This is a genomic window from Pseudomonas sp. LBUM1647 (assembly GCF_059716175.1).
The window spans coordinates 14661-34842 of sequence record NZ_CP166809.1 but is presented as its reverse complement, the minus strand read 5'-3'; the positions used below and the strand labels follow the sequence as shown (position 1 = coordinate 34842).

General features: G+C 60.2%; 19 protein-coding genes. 9 read left to right on the top strand and 10 right to left on the bottom strand.

The window, feature by feature from the left end; translation table 11 throughout:
• Positions 1–22 precede the first annotated feature (22 nt).
• The 3 genes from ACA059_RS00160 to ACA059_RS00150 form a co-directional block, all read right to left on the bottom strand.
• Entirely contained in the window at positions 23–1681 is a 1659-nt protein-coding gene (locus tag ACA059_RS00160) for a Na/Pi cotransporter family protein (RefSeq protein ID WP_497632239.1), read from the bottom strand.
• Positions 1682–1896: 215 nt separating this feature from the next.
• The gene (locus ACA059_RS00155) at positions 1897–2664 is read right to left on the bottom strand and encodes a TerC family protein (RefSeq protein ID WP_415758507.1); all 768 of its coding nucleotides are present in this window, start codon (positions 2662–2664) and stop codon (positions 1897–1899) included.
• 85 nt (positions 2665–2749) lie between these two features.
• Positions 2750–4057: a CitMHS family transporter gene (locus ACA059_RS00150; protein ID WP_497632238.1), complete on the bottom strand. Its 1308-nt coding sequence runs from the start codon at positions 4055–4057 to the stop codon at positions 2750–2752.
• 319 nt (positions 4058–4376) lie between these two features.
• Between ACA059_RS00150 and ACA059_RS00145 the strand changes: the two genes are divergently transcribed.
• Complete coding sequence (locus ACA059_RS00145) at positions 4377–4778, top strand: GFA family protein (RefSeq protein ID WP_008155649.1); 402 nt, start codon at positions 4377–4379, stop codon at positions 4776–4778.
• Between the two features lie 5 nt (positions 4779–4783).
• Here ACA059_RS00145 and ACA059_RS00140 read toward each other — a convergent pair whose 3' ends face one another.
• Positions 4784–5110, bottom strand: a complete 327-nt coding sequence (locus ACA059_RS00140) for a DOPA 4,5-dioxygenase family protein (protein ID WP_095126792.1) — start codon at positions 5108–5110, stop codon at positions 4784–4786.
• Positions 5111–5192: 82 nt separating this feature from the next.
• On the opposite strand from ACA059_RS00140, the gene ACA059_RS00135 reads away from it, so the two are divergent.
• The gene (locus tag ACA059_RS00135) at positions 5193–5858 is read left to right on the top strand and encodes an NAD(P)-dependent oxidoreductase (protein WP_497632237.1); all 666 of its coding nucleotides are present in this window, start codon (positions 5193–5195) and stop codon (positions 5856–5858) included.
• A gap of 105 nt (positions 5859–5963) precedes the next feature.
• On the opposite strand, the gene ACA059_RS00130 is transcribed toward ACA059_RS00135, so the two are convergent.
• Entirely contained in the window at positions 5964–6914 is a 951-nt protein-coding gene (locus ACA059_RS00130) for a choline sulfate utilization transcriptional regulator (protein WP_497632236.1), read from the bottom strand.
• Positions 6915–7028: 114 nt separating this feature from the next.
• Here ACA059_RS00130 and betC point away from each other — a divergent pair, with 114 nt between their 5' ends.
• The 3 genes from betC (at position 7029) to ACA059_RS00115 (ending at position 11234) form a co-directional block, all read left to right on the top strand.
• Positions 7029–8543, top strand: coding sequence for a choline-sulfatase (betC, locus tag ACA059_RS00125; protein WP_497632235.1), 1515 nt, complete (start codon positions 7029–7031; stop codon positions 8541–8543).
• A 16-nt stretch (positions 8544–8559) separates the two neighbouring features.
• On the top strand, positions 8560–9480 hold the full coding sequence (choX, locus tag ACA059_RS00120) for a choline ABC transporter substrate-binding protein (RefSeq protein WP_497632234.1): 921 nt from the start codon (positions 8560–8562) through the stop codon (positions 9478–9480).
• Positions 9481–9665: 185 nt separating this feature from the next.
• On the top strand, positions 9666–11234 hold the full coding sequence (locus ACA059_RS00115; protein WP_497632233.1) for a SulP family inorganic anion transporter: 1569 nt from the start codon (positions 9666–9668) through the stop codon (positions 11232–11234).
• Between the two features lie 81 nt (positions 11235–11315).
• Here the strand turns inward: ACA059_RS00115 and aroE are convergent, their stop codons facing one another.
• Complete coding sequence (gene aroE / locus ACA059_RS00110) at positions 11316–12137, bottom strand: shikimate dehydrogenase (RefSeq protein WP_033059731.1); 822 nt, start codon at positions 12135–12137, stop codon at positions 11316–11318.
• A 13-nt stretch (positions 12138–12150) separates the two neighbouring features.
• Positions 12151–13065 carry an oxygen-dependent coproporphyrinogen oxidase gene (gene hemF / locus ACA059_RS00105; RefSeq protein WP_033059730.1) on the bottom strand — a complete coding sequence of 305 codons (915 nt, stop codon included), beginning with the start codon at positions 13063–13065 and terminating at the stop codon, positions 12151–12153.
• A 178-nt stretch (positions 13066–13243) separates the two neighbouring features.
• Here hemF and ACA059_RS00100 point away from each other — a divergent pair, with 178 nt between their 5' ends.
• A complete protein-coding gene (locus ACA059_RS00100; RefSeq protein WP_497632232.1) occupies positions 13244–14221 on the top strand; it encodes an NADPH:quinone reductase in 978 nt (325 codons plus the stop codon).
• A 131-nt stretch (positions 14222–14352) separates the two neighbouring features.
• On the opposite strand, the gene tsaC is transcribed toward ACA059_RS00100, so the two are convergent.
• From tsaC to ACA059_RS00085, 3 genes are all read right to left on the bottom strand, one after another.
• Complete coding sequence (tsaC, locus tag ACA059_RS00095) at positions 14353–14910, bottom strand: L-threonylcarbamoyladenylate synthase type 1 TsaC (protein WP_497632231.1); 558 nt, start codon at positions 14908–14910, stop codon at positions 14353–14355.
• A gap of 54 nt (positions 14911–14964) precedes the next feature.
• Entirely contained in the window at positions 14965–16065 is a 1101-nt protein-coding gene (gene dprA / locus ACA059_RS00090) for a DNA-processing protein DprA (protein WP_497632230.1), read from the bottom strand.
• A gap of 79 nt (positions 16066–16144) precedes the next feature.
• A complete protein-coding gene (locus tag ACA059_RS00085; RefSeq protein ID WP_497632229.1) occupies positions 16145–17170 on the bottom strand; it encodes a LysM peptidoglycan-binding domain-containing protein in 1026 nt (341 codons plus the stop codon).
• Between the two features lie 172 nt (positions 17171–17342).
• On the opposite strand from ACA059_RS00085, the gene def reads away from it, so the two are divergent.
• From def to rsmB, 3 genes are read left to right on the top strand one after another with little or no spacing between them, the layout of a single operon-like run.
• Entirely contained in the window at positions 17343–17849 is a 507-nt protein-coding gene (gene def, locus ACA059_RS00080) for a peptide deformylase (RefSeq protein WP_046056612.1), read from the top strand.
• A 57-nt stretch (positions 17850–17906) separates the two neighbouring features.
• Complete coding sequence (gene fmt, locus ACA059_RS00075; protein ID WP_497632228.1) at positions 17907–18866, top strand: methionyl-tRNA formyltransferase; 960 nt, start codon at positions 17907–17909, stop codon at positions 18864–18866.
• A complete protein-coding gene (rsmB, locus tag ACA059_RS00070; protein ID WP_497632227.1) occupies positions 18863–20173 on the top strand; it encodes a 16S rRNA (cytosine(967)-C(5))-methyltransferase RsmB in 1311 nt (436 codons plus the stop codon). Before fmt ends, rsmB begins: the two co-directional genes overlap by 4 nt.
• Positions 20174–20182 lie beyond the last annotated feature (9 nt).

The following is a 20182-nucleotide window of genomic DNA, read 5'->3' as shown; positions in this document are numbered from 1 at the left end:
GACTTCAGGCAACTGTGGACGTTCAGGGTGAATGAGTGATGTCAGCGAAATCGTCGACCGCCAGGGCACCGGTGTCGGAAGTTTCCAGCACCACATAGGCGCTGCTGCAAAACAGGGAATTCAGACGCTTCATGTCGGCAATCAACTCCAGGTGCAACGAGCTGGTTTCGATACTCTGCACGATCTTACGTTGCAATCGGCTGACATGAGCATGGGCCAAGCGCCGTTCCTGTGCGCGAAAGCGACGTTTCTCACGCAATAACTGGCGGGCACTTTCCTTATCGGCACTGAGGAACACCGACAACCCCAGGCGCAGGTTGGATATCAACTGACTGTGCAGCCCCGCCAACTCTTCCAGGCCGACCTCGGAAAAAGACCGACGCTGCGAGGTTTTCTGCTGCTGAACCTTGCGCAGCATACGTTCGATGAGGTCGCTGGCGAGCTTGAGGTTGATCGCCAGCTCGATGATTTCCGCCCAGCGTCGGCTGTCCTGCTCACTGAGGTCTTCGCGGGGCATTTGCGCCAGGTACAGCTTGATCGCGCCGTAGAGCGATTCCACATCATCGGTCAGGCGCCGCATTTCCTGGGTAATGGCGGTTTGCTTGCCGTTCAGCACGTCGAGCATGGCCTCGAGCATGTTGTCGATCAGGTCGCCGATGCGCAGGGTTTCCCGGGCGGCATTGGCCAGCGCCAGGCTGGGCGTGACCAGCGCTGTTGGATCAAGATGCCGCGGTTTGGCGGTGCCATTGACTTGCGGGCGCTCCGGCAGCACCCACGCACAGAACCTGGCCATCGGCCCGACGCTGGGCAGCAAGATCAGGCAGCGCGCGGTGTTGTAGAGCAGGTGAAAGCCGATGACCATTTCCTGAGGGCTGAAGTCCAGACTGTCGATCCAGTGCACCAACGGATCGAGCACCGGGATGATCAGCAACAGACCGATCAACTTGTACAACAGGCTGCCCAACGCCACCTGGCGGCCGGCGGCGTTCTGCATGCTGGTGCTGAGGAAGGCGAGGATGCCGCTGCCGATGTTGGCGCCGATCACCAGGCCGATGGCAACTGGCAGGCTGATCACTGCGGCACCGGCCAGGGTCGCGGTCAGCAGGACGGCGGCCAGGCTGGAGTAGGAAACCATTGCGAACAACGCGCCGACCAGGGCATCCAGCAAGATGTCGCCGGTCAGCGAGGCGAAAATCACTTTCACGCCTTGGGCCTGGGTGATCGGCGCGGCAGCCTCGACGATCAGTTGCAGCGCCAGAATGATCAGCCCCAGTCCGATGCTGACCCGGCCCATCTGGCCCAGTCGAGTCTGTTTGCGCGACAGGAAGAAAATCACCCCAAGAAAGATCAGCAGCGGCGACAACCATGACAGGTCGAAGGTCAGCACCCGCGCCATCAGCGCGGTACCGACGTCGGCCCCGAGCATGGTCGCCAAGGCCGGGGTCAGCGCCATCAGGCCCTGACCGACAAAGGAGGTGACGAGCATGGCGGTGGCGTTGCTGCTCTGGACCATCGCCGTCACGACGATCCCCGAGATGAACGCCAGCCAGCGCTTGGACATGTTCCGGCCAATCACATGGCGCAGGTTGGAACCGTAGACCCGCAGGATGCCGGTTCGGACGATGTGCGTGCCCCAAATCAACAAGGCCACGGCAGATAACAAATTGAGCAGGGTGAGCATGCAGGCCCCCTGTGGTGGTAGCGCCCCAAAGGGGCAAAGTTGACGGTGCCGCGCGTTCTTCTACGTTCTGTACTTAAGCTGTAGTTGGCTAACGGTCTGCGCGCCAGCATCGCACAGCTAAAGAAGCGATTGAAACAAAACTGTCATAAAAACAGCTTGATGCAGATATGACAAAGGGGCCCGAAGGCCCCTTTGCGGGTTGCGCGGTATTCGGGTTACTGACCCGGAATGTCCTTGCGCAGCTTCACCGGATCCTGCTGCTTGCGCTTTTTCGCCATCGCGGTGCGCATCTTGATGTTGATCGCTTCCACCGCCAGCGAGAACGCCATGGCGAAGTAGACGTAGCCTTTTGGCACGTGAACGTCGAGGGATTCAGCAATCAGCACAGTACCGACTATCAACAGGAACGACAGCGCCAGCATCTTCAGCGACGGGTGCTTGTCGATGAACTCGCTGATGGTGCCGGAAGCCCACATCATCACCAGCACGGCAACGACGATCGCCGCGACCATGACTGGTACGTGGGACACCATGCCGACGGCGGTGATGACCGAGTCCAGCGAGAACACGATGTCGATGATCGCGATCTGAATGATGGTGTAGAGGAAGTTGCCGCCCTTGCCGCCCGGCTCCTCATTGGTTTCGTCTTCACCTTCCAGCGCGTGGTACATCTCTTGCGAGCTCTTCCACAACAGGAACAGACCACCGAAGAACAGGATCAGGTCTCGCCCGGAAATACCCTGGCCGAACACTTCGAACAAGTCGGCGGTAAGGCGCATGACCCAAGTGATCGACAGCAGCAACAGGATCCGCGTGACCATGGCCAGTGCCAGGCCGAAAATCCGGGTGCGCTGTTGCATGTGCTTGGGCATGCGGCTGACCAGGATCGAAATCATGATGATGTTATCGATACCCAGGACGATTTCCAGAGCGGTCAGGGTGAAGAAGGCAACCCAGATTTCAGGGTTGGTCAGCCATTCCATGTGTATTCCTTTGTGCGAGTGTTAAACCACGAAGGGCCCAGGCTTCAAACAACAAAGCCTGGACCCGTCATGGTGAGTCTTGGGCTTATAGAGTGCTGAACAGCGGAAAAATCCCCATCAGCAAGGCGGCGATCAGTATGCACATGCAAACCAGCACTGCCCACTTCAGGGTGAAACGCTGGTGATCACCGAAGTCGATACCGGCCAGGGCCACCAACAGGTAGGTCGATGGTACCAGCGGGCTCAGCAAGTGGACGGGCTGACCGACGATCGAGGCACGTGCCATTTCAACCGCGGTTATACCGTAATGACTGGCGGCTTCCGCAAGTACCGGTAATACGCCGTAATAAAATGCATCGTTCGACATGAAGAATGTGAACGGCATGCTCACCAGTGCAGTGATCACCGCCAGGTACGGGCCGAGGAAGTCCGGGATGACCGCCAACAGGCTTTTCGACATCGCATCGACCATGCCGGTGCCCGACAGGATACCGGTGAAGATACCGGCCGCGAAGATCAAACCGACCACCGCCAGCACGCTACCGGCGTGGGCCGCGACCCGGTCCTTCTGCTGTTGCAGGCACGGGTAATTGACGATCATCGCGATGCTGAACGCCACCATGAACAGCACCGGCAGCGGCAACAGACCGGCGACCAGGGTGCACATCAGGGCCAGGGTCAGGGCGCCGTTGAACCAGATCAACTTTGGACGACGGGCATCCGGGAATTGCGAAACGCTGATTTCACTGTGGTCGATTTCATCGCCCACCAGGTGCAGCTCACCCAGGCGCGCACGCTCACGCTTGCCGTAGAAGTAGGCAATCGCGAGGATGGCCAGCACCCCGAAAGCCATCGCCGGAATCATGGGTACGAAGATGTCGGACGGGTCCACATGCAGCGCACTGGCCGCACGAGCGGTCGGGCCGCCCCAAGGCGTCATGTTCATCACGCCACCGGCGAGGATGATCAGGCCGGCCATGATCCGCGGGCTCATGCCGATGCGGGCGTAGAGCGGCAGCATGGCGGCCACGCAGATCATGTAAGTGGTCGCGCCATCACCATCGAGGGAGACGACGAGTGCCAGTACGGCGGTGCCGACCGAAACTTTCAACGGGTCGCCCTTGACCAGTTTGAGGATCTTGCGCACGGCCGGGTCGAACAGGCCGGAGTCGATCATCAGGGCGAAGTACAGAATGGCGAACATCAGCATCACACCGGTCGGTGCGAGCTTGGTGATGCCTTCGAGCATCATCGGGCCGATCTTCGGCGCAAAACCACCGAACAGCGCGAACAGGATCGGGATGATGATCAGAGCGATCAGCGCGGACAGGCGCTTGGTCATGATCAGGAACATGAACGTGATGACCATGGCAAAGCCAAGGAAAGTCAGCATGGGAATACTCCAGGCATAGCGCGGCTAGGGAATGGGCGAACCGGGTGGGTCAGCGCAGATCGGGAAGCACGAGGCGTATGGGCGGAGTGACAGCGAAGCGGCGGGTAGAAGAGGACATCAGGATCACCATTGTTGTTGTTAAATGGGCTGTGCGAGCGATAAAACACTGGCATTGGCCGACCGGTCTGTTGCCGGTAGTGGGGGCGATCCTAATCGGGGAAGCTTTCACCCAGCTTTCGCGGATGAAAGCATTGACCAGATGTGCAACCGGTCGTCGGACGAGTTTGAAGTCCCTGAAAACAGGGCAGGAGGACAAAACATGGCCGAAATTCATACCGGCGGCTGCCATTGCGGACATCTGCGCTATCAATTCAGCGGGCCTTTGCACGACATCGCCCACTGTCATTGTTCGATTTGCCGACGGGTCAGCGGCGGGATCGTGACCACTTGGATCACCGTGCCCGCGTCAGCCTTTGAATGGGTGAAAGGAACGCCAGCGCAGTACGACTCTTCAACAACCTGCGTGCGGTATTTCTGTGGCAACTGTGGGGCGCAGCTGGCGCTGGTCACGCACCTGAGCCCGGACAGCATCGACGTGACCATCGCCACCCTCGATCATCCCGAGCACGCACCCGCCGAAAGGCATATCTGGACGGACAACCGTCTGCCCTGGCTGCATCTGGACGAACATTTGCCCGGCGAAGCCGAGGAACAGTTGTAAACTGATCAAAAAATAGACAGATCCAGTGGCCGAATCGCGCCCATCCAGATGGCATGCTCGGTGTGGTCGAGCAGATCGTCGCCGGTGTCGGGGTGCAGGAACACCACCAAACCCTTGCGGTTGAGCGCAAGCCAGGGCAGCACGTCGCCGATGTATTGCGGCTCGAAAGCCAACTGGCAGCTCCAGTCAGGGTGTGGGCCCACCGGGCGTTCATGGACGCGGCCCATCTTCACTGGAAACAATTGCGCCGCCTGCTCACACAAGGCTCGCGCCTGAGGAAGGGTGCTGGCGTCGAAGTAGACATGGGCGTGGTAGCCCTTGATCCGCTGCATTTGAAACCCTCTGAACCGAGTCGAACTGGCGCTGTTTCCCACGGGTCACACGCCATATAGGTAGAAAGAACGGAGCACAGTCATGAAAAATGCCGAAACACCGGTGGTGAAAGTGGTGCTTTATGGTGCCATGAGTAGCCTGGGCAGTGCGCTGATGGCTGAGATGTTGCGGCGCCAACATGAAGTGATCGCGATTCTCGATGATCTGACGGCGCTCGCACCGCGTCCGGGATTGCGGACCAAGGCTGGCGATGTGTTCGACGCCGAGCGGGTCAAGCAAAGTGTCGCCGGTTGCTCGGCGGTGATCTGTCTGCTGGATGCACCCGGGTTGCCGATGCACAGCGAGCACGTGGAAAAATCCATCGTCCCCGGCCCGGTCGAGCAAGTGCTGGCGGTGGATGCCCTGATCGATGGCATGCAGGCCTCAGGCATTGCCCGGTTGTTTCTGGTGGGTGATTTTGAGGTATTGGACGATCCGGAAATAGAAGATCAACTGCAACGCCACGCCGCCGAAGAAATCCGCGAGGCCCTGCAAAGCAGCACCTTGCACTGGACGCTGGTGAATGCGCCCCGCGGGGTGCCCGGGCTGACCATCGAACATTTCAGCCACGTCAGCAGCAGCCTGGAGCCGGGTCTCGCCGAACCGCTTGAACGGTTGAGCCGGGTGGCCGTGGGGATTGCCGATGAGTTGCGGTTGAACCTGCATGTCGGCGAACACGTGACCTTCGTCGCGACTTCAGAGCCGTAAAGATCGCAGCCTGCGGCAGCTCCTACAGGGCTCCGCGTATCGGCATCGATCTTTGCCATGCGCGGCCCACTGTAGGAGCTGCCGAAGGCTGCGAACTTTTCGCTTCTAAACGGCAATCGACGGCAACGGTAAGCCATTCAACGATTGCGCACTGCTGGCCTGCTCAGCCATCAGCCAGTCCACAAACTGTTGAATCAGCGCACCACGCCGTTTCCGCTGGGGCAGGACCACGTAATAGCCGAGCCTGGAAATGACCGTTTCCGCAATCGGTCGGCACAACAAACCTTGCGCCAGCAAGTTATCCACAAGGTGCCGCCATCCAATCGCCACACCTTGGCCGCCAATCGCCGCTTGAATCAACAGCGTGTAATTGTCGAAGCGCAATTGCCCGGGCGCAGGTGCCGAAGCGATTCCCAACTCACGAAACACGCCGCTCCAGTCGAACCAGTTGCTGCTGTTCTCGCCTCGAAGGTGCAGCAACGGGAATTCCAGAAGTGTTTGAACCGGCAAGGGCAGGGGACGATCCTTCAGCAGCAGCGGGCTGCACACCGGAAAGACTTCTTCGCTGAACAGCCAATGGCTTTCGCCCTGCTTGAATCGACCATCACCAAACAACACCGCCACATCAATATCGGTGCGCAGCATGTTGAGGCTGCGTTCGCTGGTGACCAGGCTGACATCCACTTGAGGATTGGCGGCATGGAAGCGGTGCAGGCGCGGCATCAACCAATACGCGGCGAAGGCGAAATCAGTGGCAACCTGCAACACTTCATGTTGGTGCTGTGCGCTGATCGCGCTCAATCCTGCGTCGATATTCTGCAATCCGAGCTGAACCTGCTCAAACAGGATCGACCCGGCTTCGGTCAGTTCGATGCCGCGATAGATCCGGTCAAACAGCCGCGTCCCGAGTTGCTCTTCCAACCGTTTGATCTGCTGACTGATGGCCGGTTGCGTGGTGCCAAGCTCTACCGCGGCAGCCGTGAAGCTGCGCTGACGGGCCGCTGCTTCAAAGGCGCGAAGCAAATCCAGAGACAAATCACCAAGGGCGTCATACATAAGCTGTGCTTATCCTAGTCATTGCCGTGCATGGGCTTTACCGCAAATTGCATGGGCTACATGCTCGATCGCAGCACTCTCGCATAAATATTCACTATGGAATGCCGCGATCACATGAAGCGCAAGAATATTCTTTTCATCATGGCCGATCAGATGGCCGCGCCAATGTTGCCGTTCTACGGCCCTTCGCCCATCAAACTGCCTAATCTCAGCCGCCTCGCCGCCGAAGGCGTGGTGTTCGACGCCGCCTATTGCAACAGCCCACTGTGCGCGCCGTCGCGTTTTACCCTGGTCAGCGGTCAGTTGCCGAGCAAGATCGGCGCCTACGACAACGCGGCCGATTTCCCCGCCGACGTACCGACTTATGCCCACTACCTGCGTCGACTCGGCTACCGCACCGCGCTGTCGGGCAAGATGCATTTCTGCGGACCGGATCAGCTGCACGGCTATGAAGAACGCCTGACCAGCGACATCTACCCGGCCGATTACGGCTGGTCTGTGAACTGGGACGAGCCGGACGTGCGTCCGACCTGGTACCACAACATGTCATCGGTGTTGCAAGCCGGCCCGTGCGTACGCACCAATCAGCTGGATTTCGACGAAGAGGTGGTGTTCAAAGCCCAACAGTATTTGTTCGATCACATTCGTGAGGATGGCGATCAGCCGTTCTGCCTGACCGTTTCGATGACCCACCCACACGACCCGTACACCATTCCCAAGGCCTTCTGGGATATGTACGACGACGCCGACATCCCGTTGCCCGAAACCCCGGCGCAGGCCGAACTTGATCCGCACTCCCAGCGTTTGCTCAAAGTTTACGACCTGTGGGACAAACCGCTGCCTGTGGATAAGATTCGCGATGCACGCCGTGCATACTTCGGTGCGTGCAGCTATATAGACAGTAACGTCGGCAAACTCCTGCAAACACTTGAGGAAACGGGCCTGATCGACGACACCATCATCGTGTTCTCCGGCGACCACGGCGACATGCTCGGTGAGCGTGGTCTCTGGTACAAAATGCATTGGTACGAAATGGCCGCCCGCGTTCCGCTGTTGATCAGTGCGCCGGGGCAATTCGGGGCTGGCCGGGTCAGCGCGGCGGTCTCCACTGCCGATCTGTTGCCGACCTTTGTGGAACTGGCCGGCGGTTCGCTGGAGCCGGGGCTGCCGCTGGATGGCCGCTCACTGGTCTCGCACCTGCAAGGGCAGGGCGGTCATGACGAGGTCTTTGGCGAATACATGGCTGAAGGCACCATCAGCCCGTTGATGATGATTCGTCGCGGCGCCTACAAATTCATCTACAGCGAAGACGACCCTTGCCTACTCTTCGACGTACACAACGACCCACGCGAACTGGAAGAACTCAGCCAATCGCCGCAACATCGGCCGATTTTCGATGAATTTCTCGCCGAAGCCCGGGCCAAATGGGATATCCCGGCGATCCACCAACAAGTGCTCGCCAGCCAGCGACGCCGACGTTTTGTCGCCGATGCGTTAACCATCGGCAAACTGAAGAGCTGGGATCACCAGCCGCTGGTGGACGCCAGTCAGCAGTACATGCGCAACCACATCGACCTCGACGATCTGGAGCGTAAAGCACGTTATCCACAACCCTGCCAAAACCAATAATGTTAAGGGGAATGCCATGCGAAGGTTATCCACAGCAGTGACGGTCGGGCTTCTAGCTCTGGGCAGTGCATCGGCGTATGCCGATCAGAGTTGCGACACGGTAAAAATGGCCGACCCTGGCTGGAGCGACATTGCCGCGACCAACGCCATCACCGGGTTTCTGCTGGACGGCATGGGCTACAAGGCCAAGGTCGACACGCTTGCAGTGCCGATCACCTTTGGCGGCTTGAAAGATGGCCAGGTCGACGTGTTTCTCGGTAACTGGATGCCGGCGCAACAGGGCTTCTACGACAAGTTCGTGGCCACCGGCGATGTCACGCAATTGGCGAAAAACCTCGACGGCACCGAATTCACGCTCGCCGTCCCGGATTACGTCTGGGACGCGGGTGTGCATAACTTTGCCGACCTGAACAAATACGCCGACAAGTTCGACAAGAAGATCTACGGCATCGGCTCCGGCGCTCCCGCCAACATCTCCTTGCAGGAAATCATCAAGAAGAACGATTTCGACATGGGTCAGTGGAAACTTGTCGAGTCCAGCGAGCAGGCCATGCTGGCCGAAGTGTCTCGCGCGGTGAAAAAACAGAAGTTCGTGACCTTCCTCGGCTGGACCCCGCACCCGATGAACGTGCAGCTGAAAATGCATTACCTGAAGGGCGGCGAGAAGTACTTCGGCGACACCGGCAGCGTTCACACCCTGACCCGCAAAGGTTATGCACAGGCCTGCCCGAACGTCGGCAAACTGCTCACCAACCTGAGTTTCACCCAGGAAATGGAGAACAGCATCATGGCCGAGGTGGTGAACAAGAAGGTCAGCAATGCTGATGCGGCCAAGGCGTGGATCAAGGCTAATCCGGTGGTGCTGGATAAGTGGCTGGACGGGGTGAAGACCGTAGATGGGAAGGATGCGTTGGGGGCGGTGAAAGCCAAGCTCTAATTTCCCAGCCCCTCAATACAGTTCACCAACTTGTGGCGAGGGGATTTATCCCCGTTGGGCTGCGAAGCGGCCCCAAAACAGCAATCGATTAACGACTGCTGCGCAGCCGAACGGGGATAAATCCCCTCGCCACAATGATCGCGTCACCCTGCTACCCTTGTGCAAAATCCCACCCGAGAGGACCCATGGCCTTCCCAAGCAGCCATTCGCTCTTCCCCTTCCTCAGCTGGTTGCCCCGGCAAACCCGCGCCAGCGTCGGTCGTGACCTGATCGTCGGCCTCAGCGGTGCGATTCTCGCGCTGCCGCAATCCATTGCCTACGCGCTGATCGCCGGGCTCCCACCGGAATACGGTCTGTACGCGGCGATTATCCCGGTACTGATCGCGTGTCTCTGGGGTTCTTCGTGGCACTTGATCTGCGGTCCTACGGCGGCGATTTCTATCGTCATGTACGCCAGCGTCAGTCCTCTGGCCGTTCCGGCGTCAGAGGACTACGTCACCCTGATCCTGTTGCTGACGCTGCTTGCCGGCATTTTCCAGTGGCTGCTCGGTTTGCTGCGCTTCGGCGCCTTGGTGAATTTCGTCTCGCACTCGGTGGTGCTGGGTTTCACCCTCGGCGCGGCGGTGGTGATTGCCATCGGCCAAATGCCGAATTTGTTGGGGCTGGACTTGCCCAACCAGGCCACAGCGCTGAACAGCTTGATGATGCTGTTCAGTCACCTCGGCGAAGTGGATAAACCGTCGCTAATGCTGGGACTGGCGACGGTCTTGGTGGGCGTGATCCTGAAACTGATGTTGCCGCGCTGGCCGACGCTATTGATCACCCTGGTGCTGAGCGGATTGCTGGTCTGGCTCTGGCCATCGATGCTCGGCCATGTGAAGTTGGTCAGCGCGTTTGTCGGGCGGCTGCCGCCCTTCAGCCCGCTGCCGCTGGATCTGGACCTGATTCTGCGCTTGCTACCCAGCGCAGTGGCGGTGGGCATGCTCGGGCTGGTCACCAGCCTGTCAATTGCCCGATCCTTGTCGGCCCGCTCCCAGCAGTTACTCGACGCCAATCAGGAAGTCCGCGCCCAGGGTTTATCGAACATGGTTGGTGCGTTTTTTTCCGGATCGCTGTCAGCCGGTTCCTTCACCCGCTCGGGCCTGAGCTACGAAGCAGGTGCCTGCTCGCCGATGGCCGGTGTTTTTTCGGCGGTGTGGGTGGCGCTGTTCGCTATCTTCGGTGCGAATTTGATCGCGCACATACCGATCCCGGCCATGGCCGGCAGCATTCTGTTGATCGCCTGGGGGCTGGTGGATCATCGCGGCATTCGCGCGTTGTTGCGGGTCAGCCGCGCCGAGTTCCTGGTCATGGCACTGACCTGTGTCGCCACGCTGCTGCTGGAATTGCAGACCGCGATCTACGCCGGGGTGCTGGCTTCGCTGTTCTTCTACCTCAAACGCACCTCGCAACCGCGAGTTCAGCATTGGCGAGATGGGGATGAAGACATTCTGCGGGTTGGCGGTTCGATCTTTTTCGGCGCCAGCCATTACCTGCAAGTACGCCTGCAACGGATGCACGGCGCGCGCGTGGTGATCGAGGCGCAACAGATCAACTTCATCGACTACTCGGGCGTGGAGATGCTGCACCAGGAAGCGCGACGGCTGCTGCGGCAGGATCGCAGCCTGACCCTGCGGCGCGCGCGGCCGCAGGTGGTAGAAGAGTTGCGCAAGCTTGAAGGCGCGGAGAAATGCCCGATCCGGTTTGAAGACTAAAAAGATCGCAGCCTGCGGCAGCTCCTACAGAGTGAACGCCTATCCCATGTAGGAGCTGCCGCAGGCTGCGATCTTTTGACTTTAAAGGGCCAACTGTCGGCGAAGTTCGGCCAGCACCGGCGCCGTATCCGGGCGCACGCCGCGCCACAGGAAGAAGGCTTCTGCCGCTTGTTCGGCGAGCATCCCCAAACCATCCATCGACACCGCCGCGCCATGTTCACTGGCCCAGCGGCAAAATGAAGTCGGCTCTTTGCCGTACATCATGTCGTAGCACACCGTTTTGCCCGGCTCGATCAAACTACTGGCAATCGGCGGTACATCCCCTGACAGACTAGCGGACGTCGCGTTGATGATCAGGTCCACCGATTCCTTCAACCAATCGAAACCACTGGCCGACACCGGCCCCAGGTCCGCGAACAATTCCGCCAACAGTTCGGCTTTTTCCACCGTGCGGTTGGCGATAATTACCGAGGCGGGTTGCTCGGCCAGCAACGGCTCCAGCGCACCACGCACCGCGCCGCCGGCACCGAGCAGCAGGATGCGTTTGCCCTTGAGGCTGAAACCGGCGTTGACCGTCAGGTCCCGCACCAGACCGGCGCCATCGGTGTTGTCGCCCAGCAGGCTGCCATCGGCCAGTTTGCTCAGGGTGTTCACCGCACCGGCGCGTTGCGCCCGCGCCGTCAGACTGTTCGCCAGACGATAGGCCTCTTCCTTGAACGGCACCGTCACATTCGCCCCACGACCTTCGAGGAAAAACGTCCGGGCGCACGTGGAAAAATCGTCGAGGGGCGCCAGCAACGTGCTGTAGTCGAGTTTTTGAGCCGTCTGCTCGGCGAACAGACGGTGGATCAGCGGCGACTTGCTGTGGCCAATCGGGTTACCGAATACGACGTAACGGTCCATCAGAATTCCTCGTTCAGGCCTTGGCCAACCAATCGCGGTCTTGCAGGAAGTACTCGGTCAGCCGCGCTTCTTCGCTGCCCGGCTCGGCTTTCCAGTCGTAGCTCCAGCGAACTTGCGGTGGCAGAGACATCAGAATCGACTCGGTACGCCCGCCCGATTGCAGACCGAACAGTGTGCCGCGGTCGTAGACCAGGTTGAATTCAACGTAGCGCCCACGGCGGAATTCCTGGAATTCACGCTGTTTGGCGGTAAACGCATCATTTTTGCGGCGCTGCACGATCGGTAGGTAAGCGTCGATGAACGCGTCACCGATGGCACGCATGAAGGCGAAACTGGTGTCGAAGTCCCACTCGTTCAAGTCATCGAAGAACAGGCCGCCGATGCCGCGCGGCTCGTGGCGATGCTTGATGTGGAAGTAGCTGTCGCACCAGGCCTTGTAGCGGGAGTAGACGTCCGGACCGAACGGCGCGCAGGCCTGCTCGGCGACGCGGTGCCAGTGCACGCAGTCTTCTTCATTGCCGTAGTAAGGGGTCAGGTCAAAACCACCGCCGAACCACCAGACCGGTTCTTCACCTTCTTTTTCAGCGATGAAAAAGCGCACGTTGGCGTGGGACGTCGGCACATACGGGTTGTGTGGGTGAATGACCAGCGACACGCCGAGGGCTTCAAAGCCACGACCAGCCAATTCTGGTCGATGGGCGCTGGCGGACGGTGGGAGCCCGCTGCCGAAGACGTGGGAAAAGTTGACGCCGCCCTTTTCGATCACCGCGCCGTTTTCGATCACCCGGGTGCGACCGCCGCCACCGGCAGGCCGGGTCCAGGCGTCTTCGACGAACTGCGTGCCGCCGTCTTCAGCTTCGAGGGCCGCGCAAATGCGGTCTTGCAGGTCGAGCAGGTAGGCTTTTACGGCCTCGGTGCGGGTCGTCATGTCATCACCTTGAATCGGGCAAAGCTACGCGGCACTCCATGGGAGCGGGGCCGGCGCAAATGGGCGCGTAGCATAACATCGCAGATGGGCCTGCCGCAGTTGACGAAGATCAAGCATAGGAGTCCGATAGGGAGCTTCGCGCTACAACCCTAGTAGCTAAGACCTAAGGAGAGTTCTGATGGCTAAGCGTATCCAGTTCCGCGCCCATGGCGGCCCCGAAGTGCTCGAATATGTCGATTACCAACCCGCCGAGCCCGGTCCGCAGCAGGTTCGCGTGACCAACAAGGCCATCGGCCTGAATTTCATCGACACCTATTACCGCAGCGGTCTCTATGCGCCGCCAGCCCTGCCATCGGGCGTGGGCTCGGAAGGCGCGGGCGTGGTCGAGGCGGTGGGCAGTGAAGTCACCCGGTTCAAAGTGGGTGATCGCGTGGCGTATGGCAGCGGTCCATTGGGCGCCTACAGCGACGTCCACGTGTTGCCGGAGGCCAATCTGGTCCTTCTGCCGGACGCCATCAGCTTCGAACAGGCCGCCGGCGTAATGCTCAAGGGCCTGACCGTGCAGTACCTGCTGCGTCAGACGTATGAACTCAAGGGTGGCGAAACCATCCTGTTTCACGCTGCCGCGGGCGGTGTCGGCTCCCTGGCCTGCCAATGGGCCAAGGCCTTGGGCGTGAAGTTGATCGGCACGGTCAGCTCACCGGAGAAAGCCGCACTGGCCAAGGCCAACGGCGCTTGGGCAACCATCGATTACAGTCATGAAAACGTCGCACAGCGCGTACTGGAATTGACTGACGGGAAAAAAGTCCCGGTGGTGTACGACGGCGTGGGCAAGGACACTTGGCTGACTTCGCTTGATAGCGCGGCGCCTCGCGGTCTGGTAGTGAGCTTCGGCAACGCGTCGGGCGCGGTAGACGGGGTGAACCTGGGCATTCTGTCGGCGAAGGGTTCGTTGTACGTGACCCGGCCTACGCTCGCGACTTACGCCAACAACGCTGAAAACCTGCAGCGTATGGCGGATGAACTGTTCGAAATGATCATCAGCGGCAAGCTGAAAGTGGACATCAGCCAGAAGTATCCATTGGCCGAAGCGGCGAAGGCGCAGACCGAGTTGTCGGCGCGGCGTACGACGGGTTCGACTGTTTTGTTGCCTTGAGGGCCTCTTCGCGAGCAAGTCGGATCGCCGCACCGCCGCTCCCACACTAGATCGTTGTCGAACACAAATTCTGTGTTCACTGAAGATCTCATGTGGGAGCGGGCTTGCTCGCGAAGAACGATGACGCGGTCTTAATCCGGGCGCAAAACTTTGCCGGTCGCCAGATCGCGGATCACGCTCGGGTTCTTGCGACCACCCAAATTCCCGCCCAGCACCAAATCAACCTGCCCACGGAAATACTGCTCCACGCGAATCCGTGTCCGCGCTGCCGGCCGGCCCTGTGGATTGGCCGAGGTCGACACCAGCGGCCCGACCATCGCACACAAATCCCGCACCTGCGGATGATCACTGACCCGTAATGCCACCGTTTCATGCACGCCGGTAATCCACTGCGGCAACATATTCTGATGCGGCACCAGCCAGGTGTTCGGCCCTGGCCAGGTGCTGGCCATGCGATCCATCCACAATTCAGGAAAGTCTTCGAAGAGGAAGTCGAACTGGCGAATGTTGTCGGCCACCAGAATCAACCCTTTTTCCACCGACCGCCCCTTGATCGCCAGCAGACGATAGACCGCCTCTTCGTCCCACGGGTCGCAACCCAGACCCCAGACCGCTTCGGTTGGGTAGGCAATCACCGCACCTGCGCGAATGGCTCGTGCGGCTTGTTGCACACGCCAACTGTTGACCATGAAAAACTCTCCGGAATAAGGCTCTGCGCAGTTTACCGATCTTCCTTATAAAACCTAGCTCACCCGCGCAAACCAGCGCCCGCTTTCGCAGACCGCCCGGCCGTCCATTTCCAGTTCCGTCAGCGCTGCCAGCACTTTCGGCAAGGCCCAGCCGCTGGTGACGGACAACGCTTCACTGGTGTGGGGCGCGGCATGCAGCAGCATGAGCAACGGATGAGTCGCCGCTGGTGTCGCTGTGGATAAAGGCAATTGCTGCCAGCCGCGCAACGCTTCGAGGATATGCTCGATGGTTTCCACCAGCACTGCGCCGTCGCGGATCAGCTGATGACAACCCTTTGCGCCCGGGTGATGAATCGACCCTGGAATCGCATACACCTCGCGCCCTTGCTCCGCCGCCAGCCTCGCGGTGATCAACGAACCGCTGGCGACACTCGCCTCGACCACCAGCACGCCGAGGGATAAACCGCTGATGATTCGATTGCGCCGGGGGAAGTTACTGGCGGTCGGCCCGGCGTCCAGCGGGAACTCCGAAAGCACTGCGCTGCCCGAGGCGATCATGGCATCTGCCAGCCGTCGATTGCGCTGTGGATAAAACTTTTCAAGTCCCGTGCCAAGTACGCCGACCGTTCGCCCGCCCACGTCCAAAGCAGCTTGATGCGCGGCGGCATCAATGCCCAGCGCCAAACCGCTGGTAATGACAAAACCAGCGCCGGCCAGACTGCGGGAAAAGGCGGCGGCGGTGTCCATGCCCGGCCGCGAAGCGCGACGGCTGCCGACCATCGCCAGCTGCGGTTTTTCCAGAATGCCGGGATCGCCCGCCACGAATAACAGCGGTGGCGCATCACTGATTTCCGACAACAGTGCCGGATAGTCAGGTTGGTCCCACATCAGTAAATGCCGGCCCGGACGCTCTAACCAGGCCAATGCGTGGCCCGCGCCATCACGGATTTCACTGGAGCGCCTGGCCTCCGCGCAAGCGAGGGGCAAACCCAACGAACGCCAGGCACTGGCCGGCGCGCTGATAGCCTTGGACGCCGAGCCGAAGGCCTCAAGCAATTTCTTGAAACGTGCAGGACCGAGTTCCGGCAGGCGATGCAAACGTAAACGAGCTTCCAGTTCCGCAGGGGAAACCGGTGCAAAAGCAGACAGCGACATGGATCATCCTTGATCGTTATGAGCCCCGTTCAAACGGGAATAAGCTGTGGATAACTCTGTTGGTAACTTGTGGAGCCTGCTAAGGATTTCGCACCTTGTCCAACACCGCCAAGGAGCGTGATGCGTTGAGCACCAGCCCGTAGCTGAGCTTGTCGTAGGTGCGGAAAACCATCAGCAAACCGGCGCGCTCATCCGGGATTTTCAGTGGCTGACCGGTGATCCGGTCACGCACGGTCTCGCCGGTTTTCATCACCACCAACACGTTGCCTTCGGCCAGGCCATCGCGCTGGCCCTTGTTCAGCGTGACCACATCCAGCGCGCCAATTTGGGTAACCCCGCGCGGCACGTCGATGATCAACCCGTTGATCTCGGTTTTGGGCGCACTGGGCATGAAGGTCGAGTTGATGGAGCGCTCTTCACCACTGAACAAGCGGTCGCCGAGGCGGACTTCCTGAGTGGTGCGTTGCAGTGCCAGGGTGGCGACGTCGCCTTCGGTGGCCACGATCTCGCCGCCGCCGATGTCGTCGGCATTGATCCCCAAAAATTCTTTACTGACAGGATCGGTATAGACCTTGCCCTGACGGAAGATGCCGTAAACCGGCTGGGCCGGGTCGAAGTGGCCGCGAGCGAAGATTCGGTCACCGGTGCCACTGAGCACGCGTTCGGCATCGCCGGCAACGATATAAGGCGCCTTGTCGAAGTCCTCGACCGTGTCGACGATACGGTTGCTCAGCAGAAAGCTGTTGATCGACTGCAGCGGAATGCTCGGGATGGCGTCGGCTACCGGGCTGCTGCGGATGCGTGGCGAAAGCTTGATGGTGCCCCGGGAAGCGCCGCGGTTAAGGGTCAGGCGTGGCTGCCCGTTGACGTAGATCAGCGACAGCGAGTCGCCGGGGTAAATGAGATTGGGGTTTTCGATCTGTGGATTGGCCTGCCAGAGCTCCGGCCATTTCCACGGCTCACGAAGGAATTTCCCCGATATGTCCCAGAGTGTGTCACCCGATACCACAGTGTATTGCTGTGGAAAACCTTCCTTGAGTTGCACTTGCCCGTGCGCCAAACCGGCCGAGGCCAGAAGGAGCAAGGCGAGTAGTGATTTCCTCATGCGGTGAATCCCTTTATTATGTGCATTCGCGTAGAACGCCAGAGCCCTCGTGGCTCGCTCCCGACTCTTTACCAAAAAGAGAAGGAAGCTACGTTTTACAACGGTAGCCTGCATCTTCGGACCCGCCAGGCCATCGACCCGACATTACCTCAAACGTGCAGCAATTAAGCTTATGGCCATTTTAGACATCCTCGAATTCCCCGATTCGCGCCTGCGCACTATCGCCAAACCTGTGGCCGTAGTGGACGACGAAGTGCGTCAGTTGGTCGATGACATGTTTGAAACAATGTATGAAGCGCCAGGCATCGGCCTCGCCGCGACCCAGGTCAACGTGCACAAACGTATCGTCGTGATGGACCTCTCCGAAGACCGCAGCGAACCACGGGTGTTCATCAACCCCGAGTTCGAAACCCTGACCGACGAGATGGAGCAATATCAGGAAGGCTGCCTCTCGGTGCCGGGCTTCTACGAAAACGTCGATCGCCCACAGAAGGTCAAGATCAAGGCCCTTGACCGCGACGGCCAGCCTTACGAACTGATCGCCGAAGGCCTGCTCGCGGTGTGCATCCAGCATGAATGCGACCACCTGAATGGCAAATTGTTCGTCGACTACCTGTCCAATCTCAAACGCGACCGAATCAAGAAGAAACTGGAAAAGCTCCATCGCCAGAACGCTTGATACCCTCCTTTCAAAGGCTTGCTGCGGCAAGCCTTTTTCTTTTGCGAGACCTTTTGAATGACTGAGCCACTGCGCATCGTCTTTGCCGGCACCCCGGAATTCGCCGCCGAACACCTCAAGGCCCTGCTCGACAGCCCTTACGAGATCGTCGCGGTTTACACCCAACCGGACCGTCCGGCGGGTCGCGGGCAAAAGTTGATGCCAAGTCCGGTCAAGCAGTTGGCTCTGGAAAACAACATTCCTGTGTTGCAACCGCCAACCCTGCGCAACGAAGACGCTCAGGCTGAACTGGCCGCGCTCAAGCCGGACTTGCTGGTGGTGGTCGCCTACGGTCTGATCCTGCCGCAAGTGGTGCTGGATATTCCGCGGCTGGGTTGCATCAACAGCCACGCCTCCTTGCTGCCACGCTGGCGCGGTGCGGCGCCGATCCAGCGCGCCGTCGAAGCGGGCGACAACGAAAGCGGCGTGACCGTGATGCGCATGGAACTGGGCCTCGACACCGGGCCGATGCTGCTGAAAGTCACTACGCCGATCACCGTCGAAGACACCGGTGGCAGCCTCCACGACCGTCTGGCCGAAATGGGTCCGCCAGCCGTGATTCAGGCGATTGCCGGCCTCGCTGCCGGGACTCTGGAAGGCGAAGTCCAGGATGACAGCCTCGCCACTTATGCTCACAAATTGAACAAGGACGAAGCGCGCATCGACTGGAGTCGCCCGGCGGTTGAGCTGGAACGTCTGGTTCGCGCCTTCAACCCTTGGCCGATCTGCCACAGCACGTTGAATGGCGAAGCATTGAAGGTGCTGGCCGCCAGCCTCGCCGAAGGGCAGGGCGCACCGGGGGAAATCCTCAGCGCCAACAAGGACGGTTTGATCGTCGCCTGCGGTGAGCAAGCCCTGTGTCTGACCCGTCTGCAATTGCCCGGCGGCAAGGCGCTGAACTTCAGCGACTTGTTCAACAGCCGTCGTGAGAAATTCGCCGTCGGCACCGTTCTCGGTCAAGCGGCGGATGCTCAATGAATCCACGTCTGGCCGCCGCCAAGGCTCTCGCCGCTGTTCTTAACGGAAAAGCCTCACTCAACAGTTCCCTGCCGACACAGATGGACAAGGTCGAAGACCGTGACCGCGGCTTCACCCAAGACCTGGCGTTCGGCACCGCTCGCTGGCAGCCACGTTTGTCGGCGCTGGCGGCCAAGTTGCTGCAGAAGCCGTTCAAGGCAGCCGACGCCGATGTCGAAGCGCTGTTGCTGGTCGGTCTCTACCAGTTGCTCTACACCCGGGTTCCGGCCCATGCCGCCATCGGTGAAACCGTGGGTTGCGCCGACAAGCTGAAAAAGCCCTGGGCCAAGGCCTTGCTCAACGCCGTGTTGCGCCGCGCCCAGCGTGAAAGCGAAGCGCTGCTGGCGGAGCTGGAACACGATCCGGTGGTGCGCACTGCCCACCCGCGCTGGCTGCAAAAATCCCTGAAAGCCTTCTGGCCTGAACAATGGGAAGCCATTTGTGCGGCGAACAACGCGCATCCGCCGATGATCCTGCGGGTCAACCGTCGTCATCACAGCCGCGATGCTTATCTCGGGTTGCTGACCGACGCCGGCATCGCCGCCACGCCATGTGTTTACAGTCAGGACGGCATCATTCTCGACGCCGCTGCCGACGTGCGCAGCTTGCCGGGTTTTGCCGAAGGCTGGATCAGCGTGCAGGACGAAGCCGCGCAACTGGCCGCCGATCTGCTCGACCTGGCACCGGGCCAACGGGTGCTGGACGCCTGCTGCGCACCGGGCGGCAAGACCTGCCACATCCTTGAAGCCGAGCCGGCCCTCGCCGGCGTGGTCGCGGTGGACCTGGAAGCCAAGCGTCTGGTGCGAGTGCGGGAAAACCTCGCACGCCTGGGTCTGAGCGCCGAACTGATCGCCGCCGACGGCCGCGACACCGCCACCTGGTGGGACGGCAAGCCGTTCCAGCGCATTCTGCTGGACGCGCCATGCTCGGCCACTGGCGTCATCCGTCGTCATCCCGACATCAAGCTGACTCGCCAACCGGACGACATCGCCGCACTCGCGGTTCTCCAGGGCGAACTGCTCGATGCCATGTGGATAACTTTGGAAGTCGGTGGAATTCTGCTTTACGCCACCTGCTCGACGCTGCCGACCGAAAACACCGAAGTCATCGAAGCCTTCCTCGCTCGCACGCCGGGCGCCCGTGAACTGGACCTCGCCACGGCGGCCGGTATCAAGCAACCTCACGGCCGCCAATTGCTGGCCCAGGACGGCGGCCACGACGGGTTCTACTACGCCAAGCTGATCAAGATCGCCGCTGCGCGCGGTTAATGGGTTTTA

Excerpts from the sequence above, each read along its gene's own strand:
- ACA059_RS00160 (WP_497632239.1), bottom strand. The coding sequence starts at position 1,681 with ATGCTCACCCTGCTCAATTTGTTATCTGCCGTGGCCTTGTTGATTTGG.
- ACA059_RS00155 (WP_415758507.1), bottom strand. The coding sequence starts at position 2,664 with ATGGAATGGCTGACCAACCCTGAAATCTGGGTTGCCTTCTTCACCCTG.
- ACA059_RS00150 (WP_497632238.1), bottom strand. The coding sequence starts at position 4,057 with ATGCTGACTTTCCTTGGCTTTGCCATGGTCATCACGTTCATGTTCCTG.
- ACA059_RS00145 (WP_008155649.1), top strand. The coding sequence starts at position 4,377 with ATGGCCGAAATTCATACCGGCGGCTGCCATTGCGGACATCTGCGCTAT.
- ACA059_RS00140 (WP_095126792.1), bottom strand. The coding sequence starts at position 5,110 with ATGCAGCGGATCAAGGGCTACCACGCCCATGTCTACTTCGACGCCAGC.
- ACA059_RS00135 (WP_497632237.1), top strand. The coding sequence starts at position 5,193 with ATGAAAAATGCCGAAACACCGGTGGTGAAAGTGGTGCTTTATGGTGCC.
- ACA059_RS00130 (WP_497632236.1), bottom strand. The coding sequence starts at position 6,914 with ATGTATGACGCCCTTGGTGATTTGTCTCTGGATTTGCTTCGCGCCTTT.
- betC (WP_497632235.1), top strand. The coding sequence starts at position 7,029 with ATGAAGCGCAAGAATATTCTTTTCATCATGGCCGATCAGATGGCCGCG.
- choX (WP_497632234.1), top strand. The coding sequence starts at position 8,560 with ATGCGAAGGTTATCCACAGCAGTGACGGTCGGGCTTCTAGCTCTGGGC.
- ACA059_RS00115 (WP_497632233.1), top strand. The coding sequence starts at position 9,666 with ATGGCCTTCCCAAGCAGCCATTCGCTCTTCCCCTTCCTCAGCTGGTTG.
- aroE (WP_033059731.1), bottom strand. The coding sequence starts at position 12,137 with ATGGACCGTTACGTCGTATTCGGTAACCCGATTGGCCACAGCAAGTCG.
- hemF (WP_033059730.1), bottom strand. The coding sequence starts at position 13,065 with ATGACGACCCGCACCGAGGCCGTAAAAGCCTACCTGCTCGACCTGCAA.
- ACA059_RS00100 (WP_497632232.1), top strand. The coding sequence starts at position 13,244 with ATGGCTAAGCGTATCCAGTTCCGCGCCCATGGCGGCCCCGAAGTGCTC.
- tsaC (WP_497632231.1), bottom strand. The coding sequence starts at position 14,910 with ATGGTCAACAGTTGGCGTGTGCAACAAGCCGCACGAGCCATTCGCGCA.
- dprA (WP_497632230.1), bottom strand. The coding sequence starts at position 16,065 with ATGTCGCTGTCTGCTTTTGCACCGGTTTCCCCTGCGGAACTGGAAGCT.
- ACA059_RS00085 (WP_497632229.1), bottom strand. The coding sequence starts at position 17,170 with ATGAGGAAATCACTACTCGCCTTGCTCCTTCTGGCCTCGGCCGGTTTG.
- def (WP_046056612.1), top strand. The coding sequence starts at position 17,343 with ATGGCCATTTTAGACATCCTCGAATTCCCCGATTCGCGCCTGCGCACT.
- fmt (WP_497632228.1), top strand. The coding sequence starts at position 17,907 with ATGACTGAGCCACTGCGCATCGTCTTTGCCGGCACCCCGGAATTCGCC.
- rsmB (WP_497632227.1), top strand. The coding sequence starts at position 18,863 with ATGAATCCACGTCTGGCCGCCGCCAAGGCTCTCGCCGCTGTTCTTAAC.